Source organism: Curtobacterium sp. NPDC089185 (genome assembly GCF_040685235.1).
GTDB classification, from domain to species: Bacteria; Actinomycetota; Actinomycetes; order Actinomycetales; family Microbacteriaceae; genus Curtobacterium; species Curtobacterium citri.
Map to the genome: position 1 here is coordinate 1 of NZ_JBFBHK010000004.1, position 25026 is coordinate 25026.

At 71.5% G+C, this 25026-nt stretch carries 18 protein-coding genes; 5 read left to right on the top strand and 13 right to left on the bottom strand.

Annotated elements, in window-relative coordinates; all coding sequences use genetic code 11:
* Window positions 1-140: 140 nt before the first annotated feature.
* From AB0N84_RS05125 to AB0N84_RS05145, 5 genes are all read right to left on the bottom strand, one after another.
* Window positions 141-914 carry a hypothetical protein gene (locus AB0N84_RS05125; protein ID WP_363544188.1) on the bottom strand — a complete coding sequence of 258 codons (774 nt, stop codon included), beginning with the start codon at window positions 912-914 and terminating at the stop codon, window positions 141-143.
* On the bottom strand, window positions 911-2170 hold the full coding sequence (locus tag AB0N84_RS05130; protein ID WP_363544190.1) for a MurT ligase domain-containing protein: 1260 nt from the start codon (window positions 2168-2170) through the stop codon (window positions 911-913). The genes AB0N84_RS05125 and AB0N84_RS05130 overlap by 4 nt, the downstream gene beginning before the upstream one ends.
* A 6-nt stretch (window positions 2171-2176) precedes the next feature.
* Window positions 2177-3484, bottom strand: a complete 1308-nt coding sequence (locus AB0N84_RS05135; protein ID WP_363544192.1) for an RNA polymerase sigma factor — start codon at window positions 3482-3484, stop codon at window positions 2177-2179.
* A gap of 191 nt (window positions 3485-3675) precedes the next feature.
* A complete protein-coding gene (locus tag AB0N84_RS05140) occupies window positions 3676-5001 on the bottom strand; it encodes an MFS transporter (protein WP_363544194.1) in 1326 nt (441 codons plus the stop codon).
* 113 nt (window positions 5002-5114) lie between these two features.
* Window positions 5115-6038, bottom strand: a complete 924-nt coding sequence (locus AB0N84_RS05145) for a PAC2 family protein (protein WP_069711034.1) — start codon at window positions 6036-6038, stop codon at window positions 5115-5117.
* 83 nt (window positions 6039-6121) lie between these two features.
* Between AB0N84_RS05145 and AB0N84_RS05150 the strand changes: the two genes are divergently transcribed.
* From AB0N84_RS05150 to sucB, 3 genes are all read left to right on the top strand, one after another.
* Window positions 6122-7603: a leucyl aminopeptidase gene (locus tag AB0N84_RS05150; RefSeq protein ID WP_363544196.1), complete on the top strand. Its 1482-nt coding sequence runs from the start codon at window positions 6122-6124 to the stop codon at window positions 7601-7603.
* Between the two features lie 152 nt (window positions 7604-7755).
* Complete coding sequence (gene lpdA, locus AB0N84_RS05155) at window positions 7756-9129, top strand: dihydrolipoyl dehydrogenase (RefSeq protein ID WP_069711036.1); 1374 nt, start codon at window positions 7756-7758, stop codon at window positions 9127-9129.
* 73 nt (window positions 9130-9202) lie between these two features.
* Complete coding sequence (sucB, locus tag AB0N84_RS05160; protein WP_182047535.1) at window positions 9203-10729, top strand: 2-oxoglutarate dehydrogenase, E2 component, dihydrolipoamide succinyltransferase; 1527 nt, start codon at window positions 9203-9205, stop codon at window positions 10727-10729.
* A 102-nt stretch (window positions 10730-10831) separates the two neighbouring features.
* On the opposite strand, the gene AB0N84_RS05165 is transcribed toward sucB, so the two are convergent.
* On the bottom strand, window positions 10832-11731 hold the full coding sequence (locus AB0N84_RS05165) for a hypothetical protein (protein ID WP_363544199.1): 900 nt from the start codon (window positions 11729-11731) through the stop codon (window positions 10832-10834).
* 127 nt (window positions 11732-11858) lie between these two features.
* Here AB0N84_RS05165 and AB0N84_RS05170 point away from each other — a divergent pair, with 127 nt between their 5' ends.
* Complete coding sequence (locus AB0N84_RS05170) at window positions 11859-12572, top strand: DUF4191 family protein (protein WP_182047533.1); 714 nt, start codon at window positions 11859-11861, stop codon at window positions 12570-12572.
* Window positions 12573-12924: 352 nt separating this feature from the next.
* Here the strand turns inward: AB0N84_RS05170 and AB0N84_RS05175 are convergent, their stop codons facing one another.
* Window positions 12925-13395 carry an RDD family protein gene (locus AB0N84_RS05175; protein WP_069711040.1) on the bottom strand — a complete coding sequence of 157 codons (471 nt, stop codon included), beginning with the start codon at window positions 13393-13395 and terminating at the stop codon, window positions 12925-12927.
* Window positions 13396-13536: 141 nt separating this feature from the next.
* Here AB0N84_RS05175 and glnA (AB0N84_RS05180) point away from each other — a divergent pair, with 141 nt between their 5' ends.
* On the top strand, window positions 13537-14961 hold the full coding sequence (glnA, locus tag AB0N84_RS05180; protein ID WP_069711041.1) for a type I glutamate--ammonia ligase: 1425 nt from the start codon (window positions 13537-13539) through the stop codon (window positions 14959-14961).
* A gap of 353 nt (window positions 14962-15314) precedes the next feature.
* Here the strand turns inward: glnA (AB0N84_RS05180) and AB0N84_RS05185 are convergent, their stop codons facing one another.
* The 6 genes from AB0N84_RS05185 to AB0N84_RS05210 all read right to left on the bottom strand — a co-directional run bounded on the left by AB0N84_RS05185 (window position 15315) and on the right by AB0N84_RS05210 (window position 24952).
* Window positions 15315-16736 carry a UDP-glucose/GDP-mannose dehydrogenase family protein gene (locus tag AB0N84_RS05185; protein ID WP_182048142.1) on the bottom strand — a complete coding sequence of 474 codons (1422 nt, stop codon included), beginning with the start codon at window positions 16734-16736 and terminating at the stop codon, window positions 15315-15317.
* Window positions 16733-18313, bottom strand: a complete 1581-nt coding sequence (locus AB0N84_RS05190) for a glycosyl hydrolase (RefSeq protein WP_363544202.1) — start codon at window positions 18311-18313, stop codon at window positions 16733-16735. Before AB0N84_RS05190 ends, AB0N84_RS05185 begins: the two co-directional genes overlap by 4 nt.
* The gene (locus tag AB0N84_RS05195) at window positions 18306-19877 is read right to left on the bottom strand and encodes a glycosyltransferase family 2 protein (protein ID WP_182047663.1); all 1572 of its coding nucleotides are present in this window, start codon (window positions 19875-19877) and stop codon (window positions 18306-18308) included. The genes AB0N84_RS05190 and AB0N84_RS05195 overlap by 8 nt, the downstream gene beginning before the upstream one ends.
* Window positions 19878-20403: 526 nt before the next feature.
* Window positions 20404-23376: a bifunctional [glutamine synthetase] adenylyltransferase/[glutamine synthetase]-adenylyl-L-tyrosine phosphorylase gene (locus tag AB0N84_RS05200; RefSeq protein ID WP_363544205.1), complete on the bottom strand. Its 2973-nt coding sequence runs from the start codon at window positions 23374-23376 to the stop codon at window positions 20404-20406.
* A gap of 22 nt (window positions 23377-23398) precedes the next feature.
* On the bottom strand, window positions 23399-24736 hold the full coding sequence (glnA, locus tag AB0N84_RS05205) for a type I glutamate--ammonia ligase (RefSeq protein ID WP_182047659.1): 1338 nt from the start codon (window positions 24734-24736) through the stop codon (window positions 23399-23401).
* Window positions 24737-24772: 36 nt separating this feature from the next.
* Window positions 24773-24952 (bottom strand): SPOR domain-containing protein, encoded by a 180-nt coding sequence (locus AB0N84_RS05210; RefSeq protein ID WP_069711047.1) that lies wholly within the window; start codon window positions 24950-24952, stop codon window positions 24773-24775.
* Window positions 24953-25026 lie beyond the last annotated feature (74 nt).

Here is a 25026-nt window from a genome sequence, read left to right on the forward strand (position 1 = left end):
CCCTGGTCATCGTCGAAAGCCTGAAGGACGCGCAGAGCCTTCTGGCCGAGATCGACGCCCTGGCCCAGGTTTGCGACGCGGGCACCAAGGTGCTGGCACCGCGCCTCCCGTCCGTTCGTGGTCGGATGTCGACCGCAGGATCAGGCGATCCGCTTGAACGCCTTGTCGACGTAGCGGTCGATCGTCGCGCGCGCCTCGCGCGCGTACCGGTCGACGGTGGCCGTCCGCTCCGCGTCCGGCTGGTACGCGCGGTCGAGCCGCGCAGTGGCCGCAGCGAGGACCGCGTCGGTCAGCTGCGGGTTGAGCGGCAGGATCGGGCCCTGCGTGTGCGTGCCGAACGAGGTGCCGACGATCGCGCCCTCGACCGGGGCCCCGGCCTGGTTGCCGCCGCCGGACACGACGTCGGCGAAGGGCTCGACGCCGGCGCCGAGCTCGATGCGGGTGGCGTGGTCCTCGAACCCCGCGAGGCGCGTCGACGCACCGCCGAGCAGCGGGTACCGCGTGTCGAGCACGAAGTAGTTGACCCGTCGCTCAGCGCCGCGGACGGCACGCGCGTCGAACACCCCGAAGCCCGCCACCGGCGCGCCCTCGGTCGGCACGACCTCGTTCGTCGCCAGGTCGAACCCGCCGCCGACCGCGACGACCGGGACACCGGCGGCTGCGAGGTCGCGGACCGCACCGCCGACGCGCGTGACGTCGGCGCCGAGCGAACGCATGGCGCTGAGCGGGCCGTTGCCGACGACGACCACGTCCGCCGTCGCGGGCACCGGGTCGCCCGGCGCGTACTCGACGACCTCGGTGGCGATGTCCGCGGCCTCGGCACGGCGGACGAGCGCCGCGACGTTGCCGCGGTCGCCCGAGACGCCCATCTGGCGCGGGTAGACGTGCAGGATGGTCAACCGGTCGGCGGTCATGCCGTCTTCTCCATGTCGCCGTGGCCGAGGGCCTTGCGGGCGATCATCATGATCTCGTAGTTGACGATGAAGTTCTTCGTGCCGCTCGACGTCGCACCGAGACCCTGCATGTGCCTGATGGCGGCCTCGACGTCGGGCTCCACGCGGCCGATGCGGACACCGGCGTGCTCGAGCGCGATCGCGATCTGCCAGGCCTTGTCGCCCGAGACGACGTCGACGTGGTCGAGCTTCGAGAAGTCGATGTCGTAGATCCACGAGATGTCCGGCGTGCCCTCGTCGATCGCCATGAGGACCTGCTCCGGGTGGTCCGGCAGGGCGTCGAGGTTGAGCTGCAGGCTCGCGGCGTTCTTGAACATCGTGAACTCGGCGGACTCCCCCGCGATGGGCAGCCGCTCACCGCGCCCGTACGCCGGCTTCATCGTGCCGAACGCCTTCGTGACGGCGTCCGCGCGGAACTGCGCTCCGAGCGCGGCACTCGCGGTGGCCGTCGCGGCGGCGGCGTCGACCGCGTAGTGCAGCCCCCGCGCCGGCAGGCGGACCGGGATGTCCGTCCCGTCGAACCGCACGGTCGCACCGTCGCCGGTGTTCGTCACGACCTCGGACTCGGCCGGGTTCGGTTCCCCCGCGGTGCGGTCGAAGTCGTCGGCGTTCTGCAGGCCGTTCGGGGCGGCGGCCACGACCTCGGCACTCGCGCCGAAGCGGAGCACGCGCTGGCCGGAGCGACCGACGTACGCGTCGAGGAACTGGTCGTCGCGGTTCGTGACGACGTTCGCGGTCGACAGCGCAGCGGTGTCGAGCATCATCGTCGCGACGCGCTCGGTCTCGAAGAACCGGTAGAGCTGGTCGACCTGGACGTTGAGCATCGTCACCGTCGACGGCGACAGGATGCCGGCGAGCTCGACCGCGAAGGCCTCGTCGACCTCGAGGATGCCGATGTCCGCCTTGAGCCGACCGGTCAGCGACACCTCGGACAGGAGCGCCGAGGCGATGCCCTGCGGCAGGTTGGCACCCGAGGGGTTCGTGAAGACGCGGAGGCCGTGCGCCCGGACGATGTCCGAGATCATGTGCGTCGTCGTGGACTTGCCGTTCGACCCGAGCACGAAGACGACGCCGTTCGGGAACTGCTTCGTCACGTGCTGCAGGAAGTCCGGCACGAGCTTCAGGACGATGTAGCCCGGGTAGGCGGATCCACCGCCCCGCGCTCGTGCGAGGGCGCGGAGGATCCGCCCGACCAGGATCGGGACGAGGAAGCGCATGCCGGCTTACTCGAGGTAGTCGCGGAGCGACTGCGACCGGGACGGGTGGCGGAGCTTCGCCATCGTCTTCGACTCGATCTGGCGGATCCGCTCGCGCGTCACGCCGAACGTGTCACCGATCTGGTCGAGGGTCTTCGGCTGGCCGTCACCGAGGCCGAAGCGCATGCGGATGACGCCCGCCTCGCGCTCGGACAGGGAGTCGAGCAGGCTCTCGAGCTGCTTCTGCAGCATCGTGAAGCCCACCGCGTCGGCCGGCACGACCGCCTCGGTGTCCTCGATCAGGTCGCCGAACTCCGAGTCGCCGTCCTCACCCAGCGGGGTGTGGAGCGAGATCGGCTCGCGACCGTACTTCTGGACCTCGACGACCTTCTCCGGGGTCATGTCGAGCTCGCGGGCGAGCTCTTCCGGCGTGGGCTCGCGACCGAGGTCCTGGAGCATCTGGCGCTGCACGCGGGCGAGCTTGTTGATGACCTCGACCATGTGCACCGGGATGCGGATGGTGCGGGCCTGGTCGGCCATCGCGCGGGTGATCGCCTGACGGATCCACCACGTGGCGTAGGTCGAGAACTTGAAGCCCTTGGTGTAGTCGAACTTCTCGACCGCACGGATCAGGCCCAGGTTGCCCTCCTGGATGAGGTCCAGGAACTGCATGCCGCGGCCGGTGTACCGCTTCGCGAGCGAGACGACGAGACGGAGGTTCGCGCCGAGCAGGTGCGACTTCGCGCGCTGACCGTCACGGGCGACCCAGCGGAGCTCGCGCTCCTCGGGCTTCGACAGACCGGTCGAGTGCTGGAGCTTGTCCTCCGCGAACAGGCCGGCCTCGATGCGCATCGCGAGCTCGACCTCCTGCTCGGCGTTGAGCAGCGCGACCTTGCCGATCTGCTTGAGGTAGTCCTTCACCGGGTCGGCGGTCGCACCCGTGATGGTGGTCGAGTAGACCGGTGCCTCGTCGTCGTCGGACTGCGAGATGACGAGCGCGCCCGCGGCGACCGCAGCGGCGGCGTCCGGCTTGGCGGTCTTGTCCTCGGTGTCGTCCGTCGTGTCCTCGGCGTCGGTGTCGTCGGGGGTCTCGACGGCGTCGTCGGCGGGCTCGACGGCCGCGTCGTCCTCGTCCTCGTCGTCGGCCTGCTTCTTCGCGCGGGTCGACGCCTTCTTCGGTGCGGCCTTCTTCGCGGCGGTGGTCTTCGCTGCGGTGGTCCTCGTGGCGCGCTTCTTCGGCGCAGCCTTCCCCTCGGCCGCGTCGGCGTCGTCCGCCGCGACGGCCTCGGGCTCGTTGTCCTTCGTGGGATCGATCGTCGTGCTCCGGGCAGCCATGCGATCACCTCTCTCGTCGTGCCACGTTCGTGGGGTCGTGGCCTCCCTCGCCGCCCAGGGCCTGGGCCGCAGTCCCCCGCGTCGTCAGGTCCTACCGTTCCGGGCAGCATGAGGACCCATGTCAAGTCCCCCGACTTCCACGGCGCGGTGCAGTGCCGTGGAGATCCGGGGCCCGATGGGTCCGTCCTCCATTATTGCACGGCCTTCTTCCGCAGGCGTGCAACCAGTGCAACCCAGAGCGGGCCCACCCGTATTCCGTCCTGCGCGTGCATGTCCCGCCGGGTCCGCCGGCGGGCGAGCAGGAGCATCACGACGCCGAGACCGACCACGACGTACTGCACCGTCAGCGCCACGCGGAAGTTCTCCCAGTCGAAGACCGTCCGCCCGGTCGCCCCGGAGACGACGTCGAGCAGGGTGCCGATGAGGAACATCATCACGAAGGCCGCGAGGAAGCCGCCGACGTTCACCACGCCGTTCGCCGAACCGAGGGACCCGACGGGGTTGAAGCTCCGCGCGAAGTCGAAGCCGATGAGCGACCCGGGCCCGCCGACGCCCATCGCGAGCACGAGGAGCACGAGCAGCCACGTCGGCGGGTGCCCGGGCCAGAGCAGCACGGCCGTCCAGACGACCCCGAGCGCCAGGACGATGCCGAGCACCAGGTTCGATCGGCGGAGCGGGAAGCGCGCGCAGAGCACGCCGAGCACCGGGCCGGCGACGAATCCCGTGACGACGATCACCGTGAGGAACCCGGCCGCCTCGCTCGGGGTGTAGCCGAGACCACGGAGCATCGGGACGCCCCAGAGCAGGGAGAACACCGTGCCCGAGGACTGCGTGACGTAGTGCGACCAGAACCCGAGCTGCGTGCCGGGGCGCCGGAGCGCGTGCCCGAACGTGTGGAACGCGCCGCGCCACGAGTGCGGGAGGGGCAGCGGGATCGTGTCGGTGCGGACCGGCACCGGACCGTTCCGCACGAAGGCCACCGCGAGCAGCAGGCCCACCAGGCTCGCGGCCGCCGCGACGCCGAAGGCCGGCGTCCACCCCGCCGTGTGCAGGAGCACGGCGAACGGGAAGGCCGAGAGGACCTGGCCGACCTGGCCGAGGTTGCCCGTCCACTGCGAGATCTGCGGCAGGATCCGGCCGCTGAACCACATCGGCACGAGCCGGATGACCGAGATGAACGTCATGGCGTCACCGGCACCGACGAGCACCCGTCCCGCGATCGCCGGTCCGATCGTCGGCGAGAAGGCCACGACGGCCTGCCCGACCACGAGGAGGGCGGCCCCGAGGAGCACGAGCTTCCGCGGCCCGACACGGTCGAGCGCGATGCCGACGGGGATCTGCAGACCGGCGTAGACGGCGATCTGCACGACGGCGAGCGTCGACAGGACCGCCGCGGAGACCGCGAAGCGGTCCTGCGCGTCGACCCCGGAGACGCCGAGGGACGAGCGCTGCACCACGGCGAGGACGTAGGCGAGCACCGCGACGCCCCAGACGAGGAAGGCACGGCGGGAGTTCACCCGACCAGGCTAGCGACGTGCGCACCGCGCCCGGACCGACCTGTGGAGGACGCGGTGTGCGGGGCGGACGGTGGATCAGCCTCCCGGCCGCGACCGGTGCCGGCGACGCGCCGTCAGTCCGTGGGGGCGTCCCCGTCGGGTCGACGGTCGGCGAGGAAGCGTTCCAGCTCCGCGGCGATCGCGTCGGCCGTCGGGACCTGCCCGTCGACACCGGTCAGCGGCGACGCGACCGCGTTGCCCTCCATGTAGGTGTCGTGCCGTTCCTCGAGCACGGCGACCAGGCGCTGCAGCTCGGGGTTGCCGGCGACCTGCTCGTCGACGCGCGTGCGGAACTCGCGGTCGGCCTCGCGCAGGGCGTCGGTCGGGAAGATCAGGCCCGTGGCGGCCGAGATGCTCGACAGGCCCGTGACGGCGGCGTCCGGGAACTCGGTGTCGCCGAGGTAGTGCGGCACGAGGAGGACGAGCCCGGTGACCTGCTCGCCGAGCTGCGTCAGCCGGTGCTCGACGAGGTGCAGGACGTTCGCGGGAGCCTGCGTCTCGGGCTTCCACACGCTCATCTGCTCGACGAGGTCGGCCCGGGTGCCGGACACGGTCAGGTTGATCGTCCGGGTGTGCGGCACGGGCATCGGGATGGACTGCAACCACGTCGTGTCCGCCACGCCGAGGTCGTCGGCGAGCCCGGTGACGGCGTCGACGAAGCGGTTCCACTGGAAGTCCGGCTCGTACCCGGTGAGGAACAGGAACGGCTGCCCGAGCTCGTCGCGCACGAGGTGCAGTGCGAGGCGAGGGGGCTCGACCGCCGTGATGTGGTCGTGCTCGAAGGTGATCACCGGTCGCCGTGCGCGCCAGTCGAGGAGCACGTCGGGGTCGAACTCGGCGACCAGCTCGTGGTCGAGCCCGTCGAGGATGGACGACGTCACCTGCGCGACCGCGGACCCGGCGTCCACGAAGCCGGTCAGGCCCGCGACCAGGTGCAGCCCGGCCGGGACGGTCGGTGCGCCGACGGCGACGGTGTACAGGTCCTCAGGGTGGTCCACGTCCCCATGCTAGGCGGCGCCCCCGACCGTCCCGTGCGCGGTCCCGACGCTCTCGGCGAACACGTGCTGGATAGGCTTGCCGCATGGTCCGACCGACGCTCTCCACCACCTCCACGACCCTCTCCGACGTCGACGCCGACGTCCTCGTGCTCGGCGTCCGCGCCGGCACCGACGGCGGCGCGCCCGCGATCGCGCCGAGCGCGGCGGGCACCCCCGACGCGCTCGCCGACCTCGACCTCGGTTCGATCGGCGTCACCGGCGCGAAGGACCAGCTCGTCCGGCTCCCCGGCACCGGCGTCGCCGCGGCCGGCATCGCGCTGGTCGGCCTCGGGACGGCCCTCGACGCCGCCGCCGTGCGCGCCGCCGCGGGCAGCGCCGTCCGCCAGCTCCCCCAGGTGTCGTCCATCGCCCTCGCGCTGCCGACCGACTCGGCCGAGCTCGTCGAGGCGGCACTCGAGGGTGCCGCACTCGGTGCGTACGCGTTCACCCGGCACAAGGGAACCGGCACGACCGGCCCGACCCGGGGCGACCAGCGGATCGAGGTCGTCGCGCCCGCCGACACCGCGGCGGACGCGACCGTCCGCCCGGCGATCGTCGCCGACGCCGCGGCGCTCGTGCGCGACCTGGTCAACACCGCCGCCGGCGACCTCGGCCCCGCGGACGTCGCCGACGTCGCCGTGGCCCAGGCCGAGGGCCTCCCCCTCACCGTCGAGGTCCTCGACGAGCACCAGCTCGAGGAGCAGGGCTTCGGCGGGATCGCCGGGGTCGGCCGCGGTTCCGAGCGCCCGCCGCGCCTGGTCGTCGTCCGCTACGAGCCGGCGTCCGCGAGCAGGCACCTCGCCCTGGTCGGCAAGGGGATCACGTTCGACTCGGGCGGCCTCTCGCTCAAGCCCGCCGCGTCGATGCTCGGCATGAAGACCGACATGACCGGCGCCGCGACCGTGCTCGCCGCGACGATCGCCGCGGCCCGCCTCGGGCTCGACACGCGCGTGACGGCCTGGCTCTGCCTCGCCGAGAACATGCCCTCCGGGTCCGCGACCCGTCCGGGCGACGTCCTGACGCTGAAGAACGGCAAGACCGTCGAGGTCACGAACACCGACGCCGAGGGCCGGCTCGTCCTCGGCGACGGAATGGCCGCGGCCTCGCTCGAGCAGCCCGACGCGATCGTCGACGTCGCGACGCTGACCGGCGCGCAGGTCGTCGCACTCGGCGACCGCACCACCGGCCTGATGGGCAGCGACGACCTCGTCGCACGGGTCCGGGCGGTGGCCGACGCCGCCGCCGAGCCGATCTGGCCGATGCCGCTGCCCGAGGAGCTCGACGCACGGCTCGCCAGCGACGTCGCCGACATGGTGAACGCGACCGTCGGCAACCCCGCCGGCGGGATGCTCCTGGCCGGCAAGTTCCTCGAGCGGTTCGTCGGCGAGGGCATCGAGTGGGCGCACCTCGACATCGCCGGCCCGTCCGAGCACAAGGGCGGCGGCTACGGCTGGCTCGGCAAGGGTGCCACCGGCGTCATGGTGCGCACGCTCGTCGGACTCGCAGAAGAGCTCCAGTCCAGGTAGTAGGTTGGACCCGGCGGGCTGCGCACCGACGCGCGCCCGCCGGAACCAGCGGGACGGGACCGGAACCATGCGGTCCGACCGTCGGACGCCGCCGCCGCGGTGTCCAGCGGGGTCCGACCCGGGCCCCGACACGCACGAGGGAGTTGCACCAGGTGACGGAACAGACTTACGACGTCGTGGTCCTCGGTGGCGGTAGTGGTGGCTACGCGGCCGCGCTCCGGGCCGCCGAGCTCGGCATGAGCGTCGCGCTCATCGAGGGAGACAAGCTCGGGGGCACCTGCCTGCACCGCGGCTGCATCCCGACCAAGGCGCTGCTGCACGCCGCCGAGGTCGCCGACGCCACCCGCGACGCCGAGCAGTACGGCGTCATCGCCGAGTTCGCCGGCGTCGAGGTGCCCAAGGTCATCGACTACCAGCAGGGCGTCATCAACTCGAAGTACAAGGGCCTGCAGGGCCTGGTCAAGGCGCGCGGCATCACCGTCGTCCAGGGCTGGGGCCGCCTGACCTCGCAGAACACCGTGCAGGTCGGCGACCAGACGGTCACCGGTCGCAACGTCGTGCTGGCCACCGGCTCGTACTCGAAGTCCCTGCCGGGCCTCGAGATCGGCGGCCGCGTGATCACGTCCGAGACCGCGCTCAAGATGGACTACGTCCCGAACAAGGTCGTCATCCTCGGCGGCGGCGTCATCGGTGTCGAGTTCGCCAGCGTCTGGAAGTCCTTCGGCGCCGAGGTCACCATCGTCGAGGGCCTCCCCCACCTCATCCCCGCCGAGGACGAGTCGATGTCGAAGCAGCTCGAGCGCGCGTTCCGCAAGCGCGGCATCGAGTTCTCGCTCGGCATCCGGTTCGACCACGTCGACCAGCACGAGAACGGCGTGGTCGTCACGCTCGAGGACGGCAAGACCTTCGAGGGCGACGTCCTCCTCGTCGCGGTCGGCCGCGGCCCGCTCACGCAGAACATGGGCTTCGACGAGGTCGGCGTGGCGATGGACCGCGGGTTCGTCACCACGGACGAGCGCCTCGCCACGAACCTGCCGAACGTCTACGCGGTCGGCGACATCGTCCCCGGTCTGCAGCTCGCGCACCGCGGCTTCCAGCAGGGCATCTTCGTCGCCGAGGAGATCGCGGGCCTGAACCCGGTCGTCATCTCCGACACGAACATCCCGAAGGTCACCTACTCCGACCCGGAGGTCGCCTCCGTCGGGCTGTCCCAGGCCAAGGCCGAGGAGCAGTACGGCAGCGACAAGGTCGACACCTACGAGTACAACCTCGCCGGCAACGGCCGCAGCCACATCATCGGCACCTCGGGCGCCGTCAAGGTGGTCCGCGTCGTCGACGGCCCGGTCGTCGGTGTGAGCATGATCGGCGCGCGCGTCGGCGAGCTCATCGGGGAGGCGCAGCTCGCCGTCAACTGGGAGGCACACCCGGAGGACGTCGCGCCGCTCGTCCACGCGCACCCGACGCAGAACGAGGCACTGGGCGAGGCCTTCCTCCACCTCGCGGGCAAGCCGCTGCACGCGCTGTGACCACCACGGCACCCGTGCGCACCGAGACAATGACCACCACCACCACAGCAACCCGCGAACAGGAGCCCACCCGATGAGCGAATCCGTCAACCTCCCGGCGCTCGGCGAGAGCGTCACCGAGGGCACGGTGACCCGATGGCTGAAGAACGTCGGTGACCGCGTCGAGGTCGACGAGCCGCTGCTCGAGGTCTCGACCGACAAGGTCGACACCGAGATCCCGTCGCCGATCGCCGGCACCGTCGAGGAGATCCTCGTCCAGGAGGACGAGACCGTCGAGGTCGGGACGCCGCTCGTGAAGATCGGCGACGGTTCCGGTTCGGGTTCCGACTCCGGTTCGTCCGACGGCCAGGCGGCCGACCAGGGCGCCGACGAGGCAGCAGCCGACTCGAGCGAGCCCGAGACGGCACCGAGCACCGAGCAGCCCGAGGAGCAGAAGGCTCCGGAGCCGCAGCAGGCCGACCCGGCGCCGGGTGGTCAGACCCAGCCCGCCGCCCCGCAGGCGCCGTCGGCTCCCCCGGTCCCGCAGGCCGCTCCGGTCCCGCCGCCCGCTGCCGTGCCGGCAGCGGTCCCCGCCCCGGCTCCGGCCGCTGCCCCGGCTCCGGCCGCTGCTCCGGCCCCGGCTGCTGCGCCCGCGGCATCTGGCGCGAACGCCTCGGCGTCCGTCCCGACGCCCAACCAGGACGCCTCGGCGACCGGCTACGTGACGCCCCTCGTCCGCAAGCTCGCGAACGAGCAGGGTGTCGACCTGTCGACCGTCACCGGCACGGGTGTCGGTGGGCGGATCCGCAAGGAGGACGTGCTCGCCGCCGCCGAGCAGGCGAAGTCGGCGGGTGCTCCGGCCCCCGCCGCCGCGCAGTCCGGCCCGTTCGTCGCCGAGACCTCGCCGCTCCGCGGGACGCGCGAGAAGATGTCGCGCCTCCGCAAGGTCGTCGCCGAGCGTGCCGTGCAGTCGATGACCTCGACCGCGCAGCTCACCAGCGTCGTCGAGGTCGACGTGACCAAGGTCGCGCAGTTCCGAGACGCCAACAAGGCCGCCTTCCAGGAGCAGACCGGCTCGAAGCTGAGCTTCATGCCGTTCTTCGCCCTCGCGGCGTCCGAGGCGCTCAAGGCCCACCCGAAGATCAACTCCACGGTCGAGGGCGACGAGATCGTCTACCCGGACCACGAGAACGTCGCGATCGCGGTGGACACCGAGCGCGGCCTGCTCACCCCGGTGATCAAGGACGCGTCGGGCCTGTCGCTCGCCGACTTCTCGAAGGCGATCGCCGACCTGGCCGAGCGCACGCGCAACAACCAGCTCAAGCCCGACGAGCTCGCGGGCGGCACGTTCACGCTGACCAACACCGGTTCGCGCGGCGCGCTGTTCGACACGCCCGTCGTGTTCCTGCCGCAGTCGGCGATCCTCGGCACGGGCATCGTCACGAAGCGCCCGGCGGTCGTCAAGGTCGACGGGCAGGAGGCGATCGCCATCCGTTCGTTCGTCTACCTCGCGCTGTCGTACGACCACCGGATCATCGACGGCGCCGACGCGTCGCGGTACCTCGTCGCGGTGAAGAACCGCCTCGAGGAGGGCAACTTCGGCCCGAACCTCGGCTACTGAGTCGACGGTCCGATCCACACCGGACGGCCCCGGTCCCGCGCAGGGACCGGGGCCGTCCGGCGTTCCGGGAGGGAGCACCGGGTCGTCCGGTCTCCACGTCGGTCAGCGGACACCGACCGCAGCGGCGACCAGCCCGCCGGTCACCAGGGTCCCGACGAGCGCGATCCGGACCGGCAGCCGGCGGGTGCTCCCGACCGGGATGCCCCGTTCGACGAGGTCGCGTGCGAGGGCGACGAGCGCAGCCCCGGCGGCGGTGCCCACGGCGGTGCTCGCTGCCGCGGCCCGCGCTTCCTGCCCGGGGACGGTCGTCGCTCCGTCGTCGAAGGTCGCTCCGTCGTCGAAGAGCGCACCGAGCGGCCGCGTCCACCGCACCGGCCGCGGCGGTGCCGCCGCGAGCACGAGTGCGAGTGCGGCGCGCACGTCGTCCGCACCACCGTCGACCGCGGCGTCGAGGACGGGATCGAGGGACTCCCGGACCGGGGTGCGCGCGTCGACGCGGTCCCACACCGTCCGCGCCGCCAGCACGAGCTGCCGCGACCCGTCCGCGTCCCGCGGCGAACGAGTCGGTCGGCCCACCGGTACCGTCACCGACTCGGTCGGCGTGGTGCCCGACGCCGGGTCGTCGCGGCAGGGCGGCACCGCGCCGGGCGGACGATCGGCGACGAGCACGGCGCCGGCCTCGTCCACGCCGATCTCCTCGACGGAGAGCACCCCGAGCTCCAGGGCCCCGGCCCGTGCTCGGGCGGCCAGCTGCAGCAGCGGCACGGTGAGCGTCACGGCGACGCCCTCGGTCGGGGTGCCGACGACGTCGAGGGCCTCGTCGAGGGCACGCACGGGCGGACGGAGCACCTCGACCGCCGGGTGGCCGTTCGGACAGCGCCCGGCGCGGAGCACGGGCACGAGGTGGGTACCGCACCCCGCGGACCGGTCGGCGAGCCACCGCGCGAATGCGGGCGGGTCCGCGGCACCGCACCAGTGGTCGGTGGAGTCGGTCGTGGTCACGGTGACCAGCGTGACGGAGCCGGTGCGGGCCTCCCGTCCGCAGGAGCAGACCTGTGGAGGACCGTGTTCGCCCACAGCCTGAGCAGCGGCGGTCTGCGGCGGATGACCGAGGCCGTATCCTGGTCGCATGGCACGCAGCACTCCCCAAGCGCCCAAGGCGAAGGAGCCGGGTCGTCTCAAGCAGATGTACCAGGTCTTCACCATGACCCGTCGGGCCGACCCGAAGTCCGTCTGGTGGTTCCTGCTGGCGTTCGTCGGCCCCGTCGTCCTCGGCGTCCTGCTCGCCCTGCTCCTGCCGGGTCAGAACTGGCTCGCGATCACGCTCTGGATCCTCGCCGGCGTCCTGCTCGGTGTGCTGCTGTTCCTCATCGTCCTCGGTCGGCTCGCCGAGCGCGCCGCCTACTCCCAGATCGCCGGCCAGCCCGGTGCCGTCGGCGCGGTGCTCTCGAACTCCCTGCGTCGTCAGTGGCGGTCGAGCGAGATGCCCGTCGCCGTCCACGGCCGGTCGCAGGCCGCGGTCTACCGCGCGGTCGGCACGCCGGGCGTCATCCTGATCACCGAGGGGCAGCGTGGCAACCTCAAGCGCCAGGTCGACGAGGAGCGCCGCAAGGTGCAGCGCATCGTCCCGAACGTCCCGGTGCACGTCGTGCACGTGGACGACGACACGGACGGCGTGACCCTGCACAAGCTGCCCAAGGCGATGAACCAGTACAAGAAGGCGCTGAACCGGAACGAGGTCCTGGCGGTCGCGAACCGACTCGACTCGATGACCCACGGTCCCGCCGCGGCGATCCCGAAGGGCATGGACCCGATGCGTGCGCGGGCCGGGCGTCCGCGCTGATCTGCGTTCCCCTCTGCCGAGCGACGCCCCCGACCGTGCCAGGTCGGGGCGTCGTCGTGTCGGGGGCGTCGTCGTGTCGCGGGCTCCCGAGTGCCGCCGTCGGTCGTGCGCGTGCATCTTCCGACATCCCGCGCGTCGATCGACCGGTGCGGTGTCGGATCATGCGCGCGTACAGGGTGCACGGGCATCTTCCGACATCACACGCGTCGATCGACAGCTGCGGTGTCGGATCATGCGCGCGTACAGGGTGCACGTGCATCTTCCGACATCCCGCGCGTCGATCGACCGGTGCGGCGTCGCAGACCGCGCGAGCCCCGGCCACGCGCAGCCCGCCGCCGCGGCCCCCGCCGGGTCAGCGCCGGACGAGCACCGTCCCGGCGATGCGGTCGTGCGCCCCGCGGCTGTCGCGGTCGATGATGAGCGCGGGGACGACCAGGCAGAGCAGGACCGTCCGGACGACCGGCCGCCACACCCCGACGTAGCCCCCGCGGATCGGGACGACGCGCAGGCCGACGCAGACGTGGCCGAACGACCCCGACAGCAGGCAGATGAACAGCACCTGCAGCGCCGCGAAGATCGCGAGCTGGATCCAGGTGTGCGCGATGTCGCCCGAGCCCTCGAGCGGTGACCACACCCCCGTGACGAACGCGACGAGGTCGGCGAGGGCACCGTCGATCAGCAGCGCGACGACCCGGCGACCGATGCGCCCGACGCTCCGCGGGCCCTCCTCGGGGAGCCCCAGGTCCTTGCCCGGCCAGCCGTCCGGGTGCTCCCCGCTCGGGTGTGCGGAGGACGCGGAGGGCGGGGTGGTGCTGCGGGCCATGCCCCCAGGGTAGGCGACCGCACCGACGTAACACGCCCGAAACAATGCAGTCATGTCCGGGAAACCCGGTGTCAATAGCCTCGTCGGAGGTGCACCTGCGGCATCCATCGACATCACCTACCCCCCAGGAGATCGACACACATGTTCAGCGATTCCTCCGAGGTCCTGGCCTTCATCAAGGACACGGACGTCAAGTTCCTCGACATCCGATTCACCGACCTGCCCGGTGTGCAGCAGCACTTCAACATCCCGGCGTCCACGGTCGACGAGGACTTCTTCTCGGTCGGACAGCTCTTCGACGGCTCCTCGATCCGCGGCTTCGCGTCGATCCACGAGTCGGACATGCAGCTCATCCCTGACGTGACGACCGCCTACATCGACCAGTTCCGCGCCGAGCGCACGCTGATCATGGTCTTCGACATCTACAACCCGCGGAACGGCGAGATCTACGGTCGCGACCCGCGTCAGGTGGCGAAGAAGGCCGAGAAGTACCTCGCGTCGACCGGCATCGCGGACACCGCGTTCTTCGCCCCCGAGGCCGAGTTCTACATCTTCGACGACGTCCGCTACTCGGTCACGCAGAACAAGTCGTTCTACTCCGTCGACTCGGAGGAGGGCGCCTGGAACACCGGCCGCGAGGAAGAGGGCGGGAACCTCGCCAACAAGACCCCGTACAAGGGCGGCTACTTCCCGGTCTCCCCCGTCGACAAGACGGCGGACCTGCGCGACGACATCACCCTGAAGCTGATCGAGGCGGGCTTCACGCTCGAGCGCTCGCACCACGAGGTGGGCACCGGCGGCCAGCAGGAGATCAACTACAAGTTCGACACGATGGTCCACGCCGCGGACGACATCCTGAAGTTCAAGTACATCGTCAAGAACACGGCCGACCAGTGGGGCAAGGTCGCCACGTTCATGCCGAAGCCGCTCTTCGGTGACAACGGCTCGGGCATGCACACGCACCAGTCGCTGTGGAACGACGGCAAGCCGCTGTTCTACGACGAGAACGGCTACGGCGGACTGTCCGACACCGCGCGCTGGTACATCGGCGGCCTGCTGAAGCACGCCCCGGCGCTGCTCGCCTTCACGAACCCGTCGATCAACTCGTACCACCGCCTGGTCAAGGGCTTCGAGGCGCCGGTCAACCTGGTCTACTCGGCCGGCAACCGCTCGGCGGCGATCCGCATCCCGATCACGGGCACCAACCCGAAGGCCAAGCGCATCGAGTTCCGCGCGCCGGACGCCTCGGGCAACCCGTACCTCGCCTTCGCCGCACAGCTCATGGCGGGCCTCGACGGCATCCAGAACCGCATCGAGCCGCACGAGCCGGTCGACAAGGACCTGTACGAGCTCCCCCCGGAGGAGGCCAAGGGCATCCCGCAGGTGCCGGGCTCCCTCGACGAGGCGCTCGAGGCGCTCGAGGCGGACCACGAGTTCCTCACGAAGGGCAACGTCTTCACCGAGGACCTCATCCAGACCTGGATCGACTACAAGCGCGAGAACGAGATCCTCCCGCTGGCGCAGCGCCCGCACCCGTTCGAGTACGAGCTCTACTTCGGCGTCTGATCCCCGCTGAGCACGAAGGGCCCCGCACCGTCTCGGTGCGGGGCCCTTCCGCGTGCGGCGGGGCGGTGCAGGTGACGGCCTGGAGGCCCGGTGCCGGTCCGGCGGACCGACACCGGGCCTCCAGGCGGTCGCCGCACCCGCCTGCCCGATCCTTCCCAGGACGGTTGCGATGGCTGGCAGGAACGGGCGTACCCGGTCGGAACGAACGACCAGCCAAGCCCGGCGCGACCAGGTACGCCCGGGACGACCAGGTACGCCCGGGCCCACCCGGCGCGACCGCTGCGGCCCCGCGGGCACGGAAACGGGGCCCGCGCCGCCCCCGGCACGGACCCCGTCTCGCACGGACGCGACGACTACCGCGCTGTCACCAGCACGTCGTTCGCCCCCGCGGCCACGCTCACGGGCGCACCCGTGACCGGCGTGGGCCGCCCCAGGGAACGGACGGACCACCCCGCTTCCACCCAGTCGGCGACCGGGAGGCAGTTGCGGGCGTCGATGACGGTCCGGCGCCCGACGAGGGCTCCGAGCGCCGTCGGCGACGCCTGCACGATGTCGTCCCACTCGGTGAGGACGAGGACGACGTCGGCACCCTCGACCGCGTCCTCCTTCGACGCCGCGTAGGACAGCGTCGGGAAGGAGCGCCGGGCCGTCTCGTTCGCCTCCGGGTCCCAGAGCGTGACCTGGGCACCCCGGAGGTGCAGCGCGGCGGCCACGTTGAGGGCCGGCGAGTCGCGCACGTCGTCCGTGAGCGGCTTGAACGCGGCACCGATGACGGCGACGCGACGGTTGAGCACCGAGCCGCCGAGCGCCTCGATGGTCATGTCGATGACGCGCTCGCGCTGCCCCATGTTGATCTCGTCGACCTGCTGCATGAGGCCGACGACCCGACCGGCACCGATCTCGTTCGCACGGTGCATGAGCGCCCGGATGTCCTTCGGCAGGCAGCCGCCCCCGAAGCCGAGGCCGGCGTCGAGGAACTTCCGGCCGATGCGGACGTCGTGCCCGAGCGCGTCGGCGAGCGTCGTGACGTCCGCGCCGGTGATCGCGCACATCTCGGAGATCGCGTTGATGAACGAGATCTTCGTGGCGAGGAAGGCGTTCGCACTGACCTTCACGAGCTCCGCGGTGGCGAGGTCCGTCGTGATGACCGGTGTGCCCTCGGCGATCGGTGCCGCGTAGACCTCGCGCATGACGGCGTCCGCGGCGGCGGAGGCACCGCCCCAGACGAGCCGGTCCGGGTGCAGGGTGTCATCGACGGCCTTGCCCTCGCGGAGGAACTCGGGGTTCCAGACGAGCTCGGCGGCGATGCCCGACGGCGTGAACTCGCGGACGATGCCGCGGAGCCGTTCGGCGGTGCCGACCGGGACGGTCGACTTGCCGACGATGAGACCGGGGTGTGTGAGGTGCTCGGCGACACCGCGGGTGGCGGCCTCGACGTAGGACAGGTTCGCGGCGTGCGACCCGGCCTTCTGCGGGGTGCCGACGCAGACGAAGTGGACGTCGGCTGCCGCGACCGCCTCGGCGATGTCGGCGGTGAACCGGAGCTTCCCGGTCGCGACGTGCTTCGTGATGAGCTCGGGCAGGCCCGGCTCGTAGAAGGGGACCTCGCCGGCGGACAGCGCCGCCAGCTTGGCCGGATCGACGTCGACGCCGATGGTGTCGAAGCCCATCTCGGCCATGGCGGCCGCGTGGGTGGCGCCGAGGTAGCCGGTGCCGATGACGGAGATGACGGGGGCCGGGCGCACGTCGGCGCCGTCCTGCTGCTGTTCGCTCACTGTTCCTTCACTTCCTGGAGGTCGTACCCGATGTCGTCGCGCCGGATCCCCGTGCTGAACGCCGCGAGGCTGTCCTTGCGGGAGTTCAGGCGCCAGTCGTTGGTCGCGCGCTTGCCGTCCGTGACCGAGGTCGCCACCTCGCTGAAGTACGCGAAGCCGATGACGTCGCCGTTCGCGGGGTCGGCCAGGGCGGCGAAGAGCGAGGTGAACCACGCCGCCTTCTGCGACTCCGACACGGCGGTGCCGGACTCGGTCGCACCGATCTCGTTGAGCACGATCGGCTTGCCGGGCGCGATCTGCCGGAGCTGCCCGAGGGTGGCGTCGAACGTCTTGGCGAAGGTCGCCGGGTCGCCGGCGTTCCGGTAGTAGCCGCTCATGCCGACCCAGTCGACGTACTGCGCGCCGGGGTAGTACTTCGCCGTGTAGTCGACGGTGCGGTAGGTGTCGCTGCCGAGGTCGTCGATGCGCGTCGGCGACCAGTTCCAGATGACCTCGTCGTTGGCGCCGTTCGCCTCGAAGACCTGCCAGACGTGCTGCCACATCTGTCGGTACGTGCCCGGGGCGTTCTGCGGCCGCTCCACCTTCGACGGGTTGAAGGGCTGCTCGGACCAGTTGTACCAGGAGCCGTTCATCTCGTGGTCGAGGCGGATGACGATCGGCTGTCCGTTCGCCTTCACGGCCTGCGCGTACTTCGTGAGGTAGGCGTCGAAGTCACCGTCGATGACGTCCTGGTTCGAGTACCCGGGCACGTTCGGCTTGTCGTTGCCGACGTTCAGCGGCTTGGTCTCCCAGGTCATCATCGGGAGTCGGCCGTTCGCCCACGAACGCTGCACGGCGCTCGCGTTGAAGTCCTGGTCGAAGCCCTGGAAGAACCCGACCATGTTCGAGGCCTTGCCGACCTGCTGCTGGACCTCGTCGTACTCGGCCCAGTTGAAGGGCGCCTGCGCCGTGTAGAGGCCGTACCACCGGGCCTGCTGCGCGAGGACCTCGGCCTTGGTGGGGGCGGCGGGGAGCGTCGGGGACGGGTCCTTCGACGGACCACCGTTGCCGGTGCCGACCGGGTGCGTCGACCCGGACCCGTTCGATCCTGCGACGCCGCCGTGGTCCACGGCGGAACCGGTGCTGCCACCGTTCGTGCCGCTGCCCCCGCCGCTCGTGCCGCCGCCCCCGCCGCCGGCCCCGCCCTTGCCGGCGAGGCCCTCGGCACGGCTCTTCGCGGCACCGAGCTGCGACTGCAGCGACGCGAGCTGGGCCTTGAGCGTCGTGATCTGGTCGCTCCGGGAACCGGACTGTGCGTCGGTCGACTCGAGCTTGCCCTCGAGCTCCCAGATGCGCTGCTGGGCGGCGTCGAGCTTCGCCGTGAGCTCAGCGGCGGTGGGCTGCGCCGCCTGCTTCTTCGGGGTGACCCCGAGGGCGGTCTGGACGGCGGAGGACACCGGGCCGCTGGGCGAGACCCAGACGGTCCAGGTGATGAGGCCGAGCACGAGGACGATCGCGGTCGTGCCGATCGCGGTCCGTCGGGCGTGCTTGCTGGACTGTGCCCACCAGGTGCTGGTGGACCGGATGAGGTCAGACAATGAGGAACGCCTCCAGGGCGAAGATCGCGAACCCGATGAGGTACGGGATCGCCGCGTAGGGGTTGAGGCGACGACGTGCCGTCGTCGGAGCCGGGCGGGCCGCGGGTGCAGCCGAGGCCGCGACGGCCGCCGAGCGCCGCGTGGCGAGCACCGTGGCGGTCGAGTTCGTGGTGGCGTCGGGTCCGAAGAGCTCGTCGAACGCCCGGTCGGCGGCGGCCTGGTCGGTCCGGCCCTGCTCGCCGAGGTCCACCGGGCTCACCGGCGGTGCGCCGAGTGCGGCGGGCTGCACGGCGTCGGCGGGGTCCTCCTGCACCGGACCGCCGGCGTACGCCCCGGCACGGGTGCCCCAGCCGGACGCGTGCGCCAGGCGGAAGAAGCCGATGAGCCGGATCGGCATGAGGAAGAACGTCGACACGATGATGAACATCGGCAGGCGGAAGAAGTCGCTCGGCTTCTCGGCCAGGTGGCGCATCTGTCGGATCGCCATGCTCAGCACGCTCGAGACGACCATCAGGCCGGCGACGTAGACGAAGCCCGTCGAGAAGCCGTACTGCTGCAGGATGCCCTGGTACAGGTTCTCGCCCTGCCCGGTGACCGCCCGGTAGATCCAGCCGGCGATCACGCCGAAGAGCATGAACGGCAGGATGATGTCGGTCAGGAAGAAGACCGCCAGGATCGGCGCGTGGCCGAGCATCCAGGGCAGCATCCGGAGCGTGTTGTACTGCGAGCCACGCGCCCAGCGCAGCTGCTGCTTGAACAGCTTCTTCACCTGCAGCGGAGCGTCCGTGTACACCAGCGAGGTGTACTGGTAGACGGTCCGGTACCCCTCCTTGAGCGTCAGGTTCGTCAGGGTCCGGTCGTCGGACACCTCGAGGAAGACACCCATGAACTCCTCGTGCATGAACCGGTCCATGACGCGGGCCAGGATGCTGCGGCGGAACGCGATGGTCCGTCCGGGCAGGCAGCCGATCTGCCCGAGCACGCTCTGCGCGGGCATCGAGTAGAGCGCCCGGGAGTTCTCGAGCCAGTCCGCCCAGCGGGTGATCCAGGAGCGGGTCGGCTCGAGGATGCGCTGCCGGGTGGTCACGCCCCCGACGGACTCGTCGGCGAACGGCTTGAGCAGCTCGTCGAGCGTGCCGGGCGTCCAGACCGTGTCCGAGTCGACGAGGATCGTGATGTCGCCGTTCGACATCTCGGTCCCGACCTTCACGGCGTTGCGCTTGCCGGGGATCGGGGTGTGGGTCCAGCGGACGAGCGGGGCGAACTCGTCGCAGACCCCTTCCAGCGCCTCGTTGCGGGCGCCGTTGATGACGACGATGATCTCGCCCGGACGCTGCTCGACCATGCGGCCGATCACGTCACGGAAGAGGTCGAGCGGCTCGTCCACGACGGGGACGACCACGCTGGTCGTCCCGACGAAGGTGCCGGTGTAGGGGCGGTAGCGGGCCGACAGGATGACCTTGAGCAGCCAGAGCAACCAGATCACCGCGGAGTACACGGCGAACAGGTAGAACTCGGGGTGCCCTTCGACCATCTGCCGGATCTGCAGAATGAAGGTGAACATCGATCCCTGCTTCAACGTTCGAGGTGGGGATTCCGCTTCATCGAGGAACCAGTGGTCGGTTCGGGTGAGGCAATTGAGACAGAAGCCGGGCACCGGCGCAACGCGCCCCTCGTGCGGGGGTACCGTCGCTTCGTTCCGGGGTACAACACTGTCCTCCACCGGCGGTCGCGAGCGTGTCCGCACTGCTGCTGACAGCAGCAGTGCGGACCGGACGGTGGCTCGCGACGCCGCTCGCGGTCGGTCGAGCGGCCGGGAGGCACGACCGCACCACCCGGGGAAAGCCCTGTTCAGGAGATGGTGCGGTCCGCGCGGCGCTCGCTCAGCGCGCGTCCGTCGCCGCGCCGGACCACCCTGTGCCCCCGCTGAACGGAGACATCCCGCGGGGGACCCACCGGGGTACGCAGTCTCGGCGACCGGGGTACGGATCCGCCCGCGCGGAAGTCGCTACTGACGACATGTCATCTTCGCGTGCTCCGCGTCGTCCCGGGCGTGTCGCCGCGGGGTACCGACCGTCGGGGCAGCCTCGTCAGGCGCCGTAGAACTCGCGCTCGAACACCTGCCGAGCACGCCGCGTGACGCCCAGGTAGTCCTCCTCGAGCAGCGAGGCGGACCCGGGCGGGTACTCCAGGAGGCGAGCGATGCCCTCGAGCTGGACCCGGTCCACGGGCAGGACGTCGGTCGTCCGCCCGGACCAGAGCACGAGCGCGCTCCGGGTGCGGGAGGCGAAGCGCCAGGCGGCCTCGAGCCGCTCGGCGTCCTCGGGGGCGACGAGGTCGGCCGCGGTGGCGGCGTGGAGGGCCTCGAGGGTCGACGTCGTCCGGAGGCCCGGGACGGTCGTGGCGTGCTGCAGCTGCAGGAGCTGGACGAACCACTCGACGTCGCTCAGCGAGCCGCGCCCGAGCTTGAGGTGCCGGGCGGGGTCGGCGCCGCGGGGCAGCCGTTCGGACTCGACGCGCGCCTTGATCCGGCGGACCTCACGGACCTCGCGGTCGTCGATGTGCTCCGGGTACCGGGTGCGGTCGGCCAGGTGCTCGAAGTCCCGCAGGAGCCGGTCGTCGCCGACGGCACCGCGGGCACGGAGGAGCGCCTGCGCCTCCCACGTCAACGACCACCGCGCGTAGTAGGCGCCGTACGACTCGAGCGTCCGCACCACGGGACCGTTCTTCCCCTCCGGACGCAGGTCGATGTCGAGCTCGAACGGGTGGACGGCGTCGTCGGTCAGCCGCGACAGCTCACGGACGATCCGCTGCGCCGCCCGCGAGGCCTGCTCGGACTCGAGGCCCTCCGGTGCCCGGTACACGTAGAGCACGTCCGCGTCGGAGCCGAAGCCGAGCTCCCGGCCGCCGAACCGACCCATCGCGACGATGCCGAACGCGAGTCCCTCGGGAGCGTCCCGTCGCGCGAGGGTGAGCGCTCCGGTCAGGGTGGCCTCGGAGACGTCGGACAGCGCCGGACCGAGCGCGTCCACGTCGAGGTGTCCCAGGACCGCGGCCATGCCGAGCCGGAGCGTCTCGCGACGTCGGGCGGACCGCACGAGCGCAGCGGCACCGTCGACGTCGTCGCCGTGCCGGGCGGTCGTCGCGGCGTGCTCGGCGAGCAGCGACGCCAGCGGGCGGGGCCGGAGGAGCGCCTCCGGCTCGTCGAGCCACGCGACGGCCTCCGGGAAGCGCTCGAGGAGCCCGGCGAGGAACGCGGACTCGGACAGCACGGTCGTCAGCGAGTGCGCCGCGCCGGAGGAGTCGCGGAGCATGCGGAGGAACCAGCTCGACTCCCCCAGGGTGTCGCTCAGGCGCCGGAACGCGAGCAGGGCGCGGTCCGGAGCCGGCCCCTCGGCCATCCAGCGCAGCAGCACCGGGAGCAGGTTGCGCTGGATCGCGGCCCGTCGACTCGTGCCCTGCGTGAGCGCGCGGATGTGCCCGAGCGCGCCCGAGGGGTCCGCGAAGCCGATCGCGCCGAGTCGGTCGGCCGCCTGGTCGCTCGTCAGCACGATCTCGCCGTCCGTCGCCGCCACGGCGGAGAGCAGCGGACGGTAGAACAGCCGCTCGTGCAGCCCCCGGACCTCGAGCTTCACCCCGCGCCAGCGCTGCTCGAGCGCGACGGCGGAGGTCGCGAGGCCGGTCGAGCGCGCGAGGATCCGGAGCTCGTCGGGGTCGTCCGGCATGAGGTGGGTGCGCTGCAGGCGCCGGAGCTGGATGCGGTGCTCGAGCAGGCGCAGCAGGGCGTAGTCCGGCCCGAACCGGGCGGCCTCGGACCGGCCGACGTACCCGGCGGCCGCGAGGGCGTCCATCGCCTCGAGCGTCGACCGCACCCGCACCGTCTCGTCGTCGCGCCCGTGCACGAGCTGCAGCAGCTGCACCGTGAACTCGACGTCCCGCAGCCCGCCGGGCCCGAGCTTGAGCTGCCGGTCGACCTCGGCGTCCGGGATGTGCTCGGTGACGCGCTCCCGCATCCGCTGCACCGACTCGACGAACCCGGGCCGCCCGGCCGAGGTCCACACGAACGTGGCCACCGCGGCGGCGTACCGCTCCCCCAGGTCGCGGCTGCCGGCGATGGGACGCGCCTTCAGCAGCGCCTGGAACTCCCACCCCTTCGCCCACCGCTCGTAGTACGCGACGTGCGAGTCGAGCGTGCGGACGAGCGCGCCGTCCTTGCCCTCCGGCCGGAGGTTCGCGTCCACCTCCCACAGTGCGGGCTCCGCCGCGAGGTCGGTGATCGCGTGCGTCGCGGCGATCGCCAGGCGCGTCGCGATGAGCACGGCACGGTCGGTGCCGACGCCCGTGTCGGCCGCGTCGTCGCGCGTCGGTTCGGTGACGAAGATGACGTCGACGTCGCTGACGTAGTTGAGCTCGCGGGCGCCGGCCTTGCCCATCGCGATCACGGCCAGGGGCGTCGTTGCCACGTCGGCGGCCGGGAAGGGCACCTCGCGGCGTGCCACGCCCACCGCGGCCTCGAGCGCGGCACCGGCGAGGTCGGCGAGACCGGCCGCGACGGCGGGGAACGCGGCCGTGGGGGCCGGGTGGAGCACGTCGAAGAGCGCGATCTGCGCGAGGTGTCGCCGGTAGCGCACGCGCAGGCGGAGCCGGGCGTCCTCCCCCGTGGCGCCGTCGACGGCCTCGGCCAACGATGCGGTGTACTCGTCCTGCGTCCACGGCGGGGTGACCGGGTCGAGCAGCAGCGCGATCTCCGCGGGCCGACGGTGCAGGAACTCCCCCAGCCCGACCGAGGCCCCGAGCAGGCGGACGAGCCGCTCGGTCGCGGCCTCGTCGGCCAGGACGGGGCGGAGCTCGTCCGGCGCGCGGTCGAGGAGCCGTTCCAGCAGGCGCAGCGCGCCGTCCGGGTCGGCCGTCGACTCCCACAGTGCCGGGGCGTCCGCGACCGGCACCCGCGCGTCGGGGCCGGTGCGGGCCTCCAGTCCGGCGATCCGTTCGAGGCTCTCCGACAGCTCCGCGAAGCCCAGGCGGGCCAACTCGGAACGGGACGTCCGCGTCCGACCGGTCATGTGGTGCGCTCCGGGCGTGCTGCTAGAGCGCGCCGAGGTTGGTGTTCAGCTCGAACGGCGTGACCTGGTCGCGGTAGGCCTTCCACTCCTGCCGCTTGTTGAGCAGCACGAAGTTGAAGACCTGCTCGCCGAGCGTCTCGGCGACGAGCTCGGAGTCCTCCATCAGGCCGAGGGCGTGGTCGAGGCTCGCCGGGAGCTGCTTGTAGCCGAGGGCCTTGCGCTCGGCGTCGGACAGGCTCCAGACGTTGTCCTCGGCCTCCGGCGGGAGCTCGTAGCCCTCGTCGATGCCCTTGAGACCAGCGGCCAGCAGGAGCGAGTAGGCCAGGTACGGGTTGGCCGCGGAGTCGATGCCGCGGTACTCGACCCGAGCCGACTGGCCCTTGTTCGGCTTGTACAGCGGGACGCGGACGAGCGCCGAGCGGTTGTTGTGGCCCCAGGTCACGAACGACGGGGCCTCGTCGCCGCCCCAGAGCCGCTTGTACGAGTTGACGAACTGGTTCGTCACCGCGGTGATCTCGGGGGCGTGGCGCAGCACCCCGGCGATGAAGTGCTTCGCGGTCTGCGAGAGCTGGTACTCGCCGCCCGCCTCGTAGAAGGCGTTCTGGTCGCCCTCGAACAGCGACACGTGCGTGTGCATGCCCGAGCCCGGCTGGCCGGAGAGCGGCTTCGGCATGAAGGTGGCGTAGACGCCCTGCTCGATCGCGACCTCCTTCACCACCGTGCGGAAGGTCATGATGTTGTCCGCCATGGTGAGGGCGTCGGCGTAGCGCAGGTCGATCTCGTTCTGCCCGGGACCGGCCTCGTGGTGGGAGAACTCGACGGAGATGCCGAGGTCCTCGAGCATCCGCACGGAGCGGCGGCGGAAGTCGTGCGCGCTGCCGCCGGGGACGTTGTCGAAGTAGCCGGCCTGGTCGACGGGCTGCGGCCCGCCGTCCTTCCAGTCGCGGCTCTTCAGGAGGTAGAACTCGATCTCCGGGTGCGTGTAGAACGTGAAGCCGCGGTCGCTCGCCTTGGCCAGCGTGCGCTTCAGGACGTTCCGCGGATCGGCGACGGCGGGCTGCCCGTCCGGCGTCGTGATGTCGCAGAACATGCGCGCGGTCGGGTCGATCTCGCCCCGCCACGGCAGGATCTGGAACGTCGAGGGGTCCGGGTGCGCGAGCACGTCGGCCTCGTAGCTGCGGGTCAGGCCCTCGATCGCGGAGCCGTCGAACCCGATGCCCTCCGCGAACGCGCCCTCGACCTCGGCCGGGGCGATCGCGACGGACTTCAGCGTGCCGATGACGTCGGTGAACCAGAGTCGGATGAACTTGATGCCCCGCTCCTCGATGGTGCGGAGCACGAAGTCCGTCTGCTTGTCCATGGACGCCCTTTCCGTGGTGCTGCTGGGGCCTCCAGCCTATTGGTCCCCGTCGTCCCAGCGCTCGTTGTTCGCCTTGATGCGGTCCAGGGCGTGTTGCGCCTCGTCACGCGTCGCGAACGGGCCGATGCGGTCGCGCTGCGGGGACTGCGGGCCCTGCTCGACCTGCCCGGTCTTGTCGTTGAACCACCACTGGGACTCGATGCGTTCGTCGCTCATGGCGCCACCGTACCCACGGGGGCCGGGCCACGCCCGGGCGCGCTGCGCGCTGGGCCGAGGCTCGCGCTGGCGGA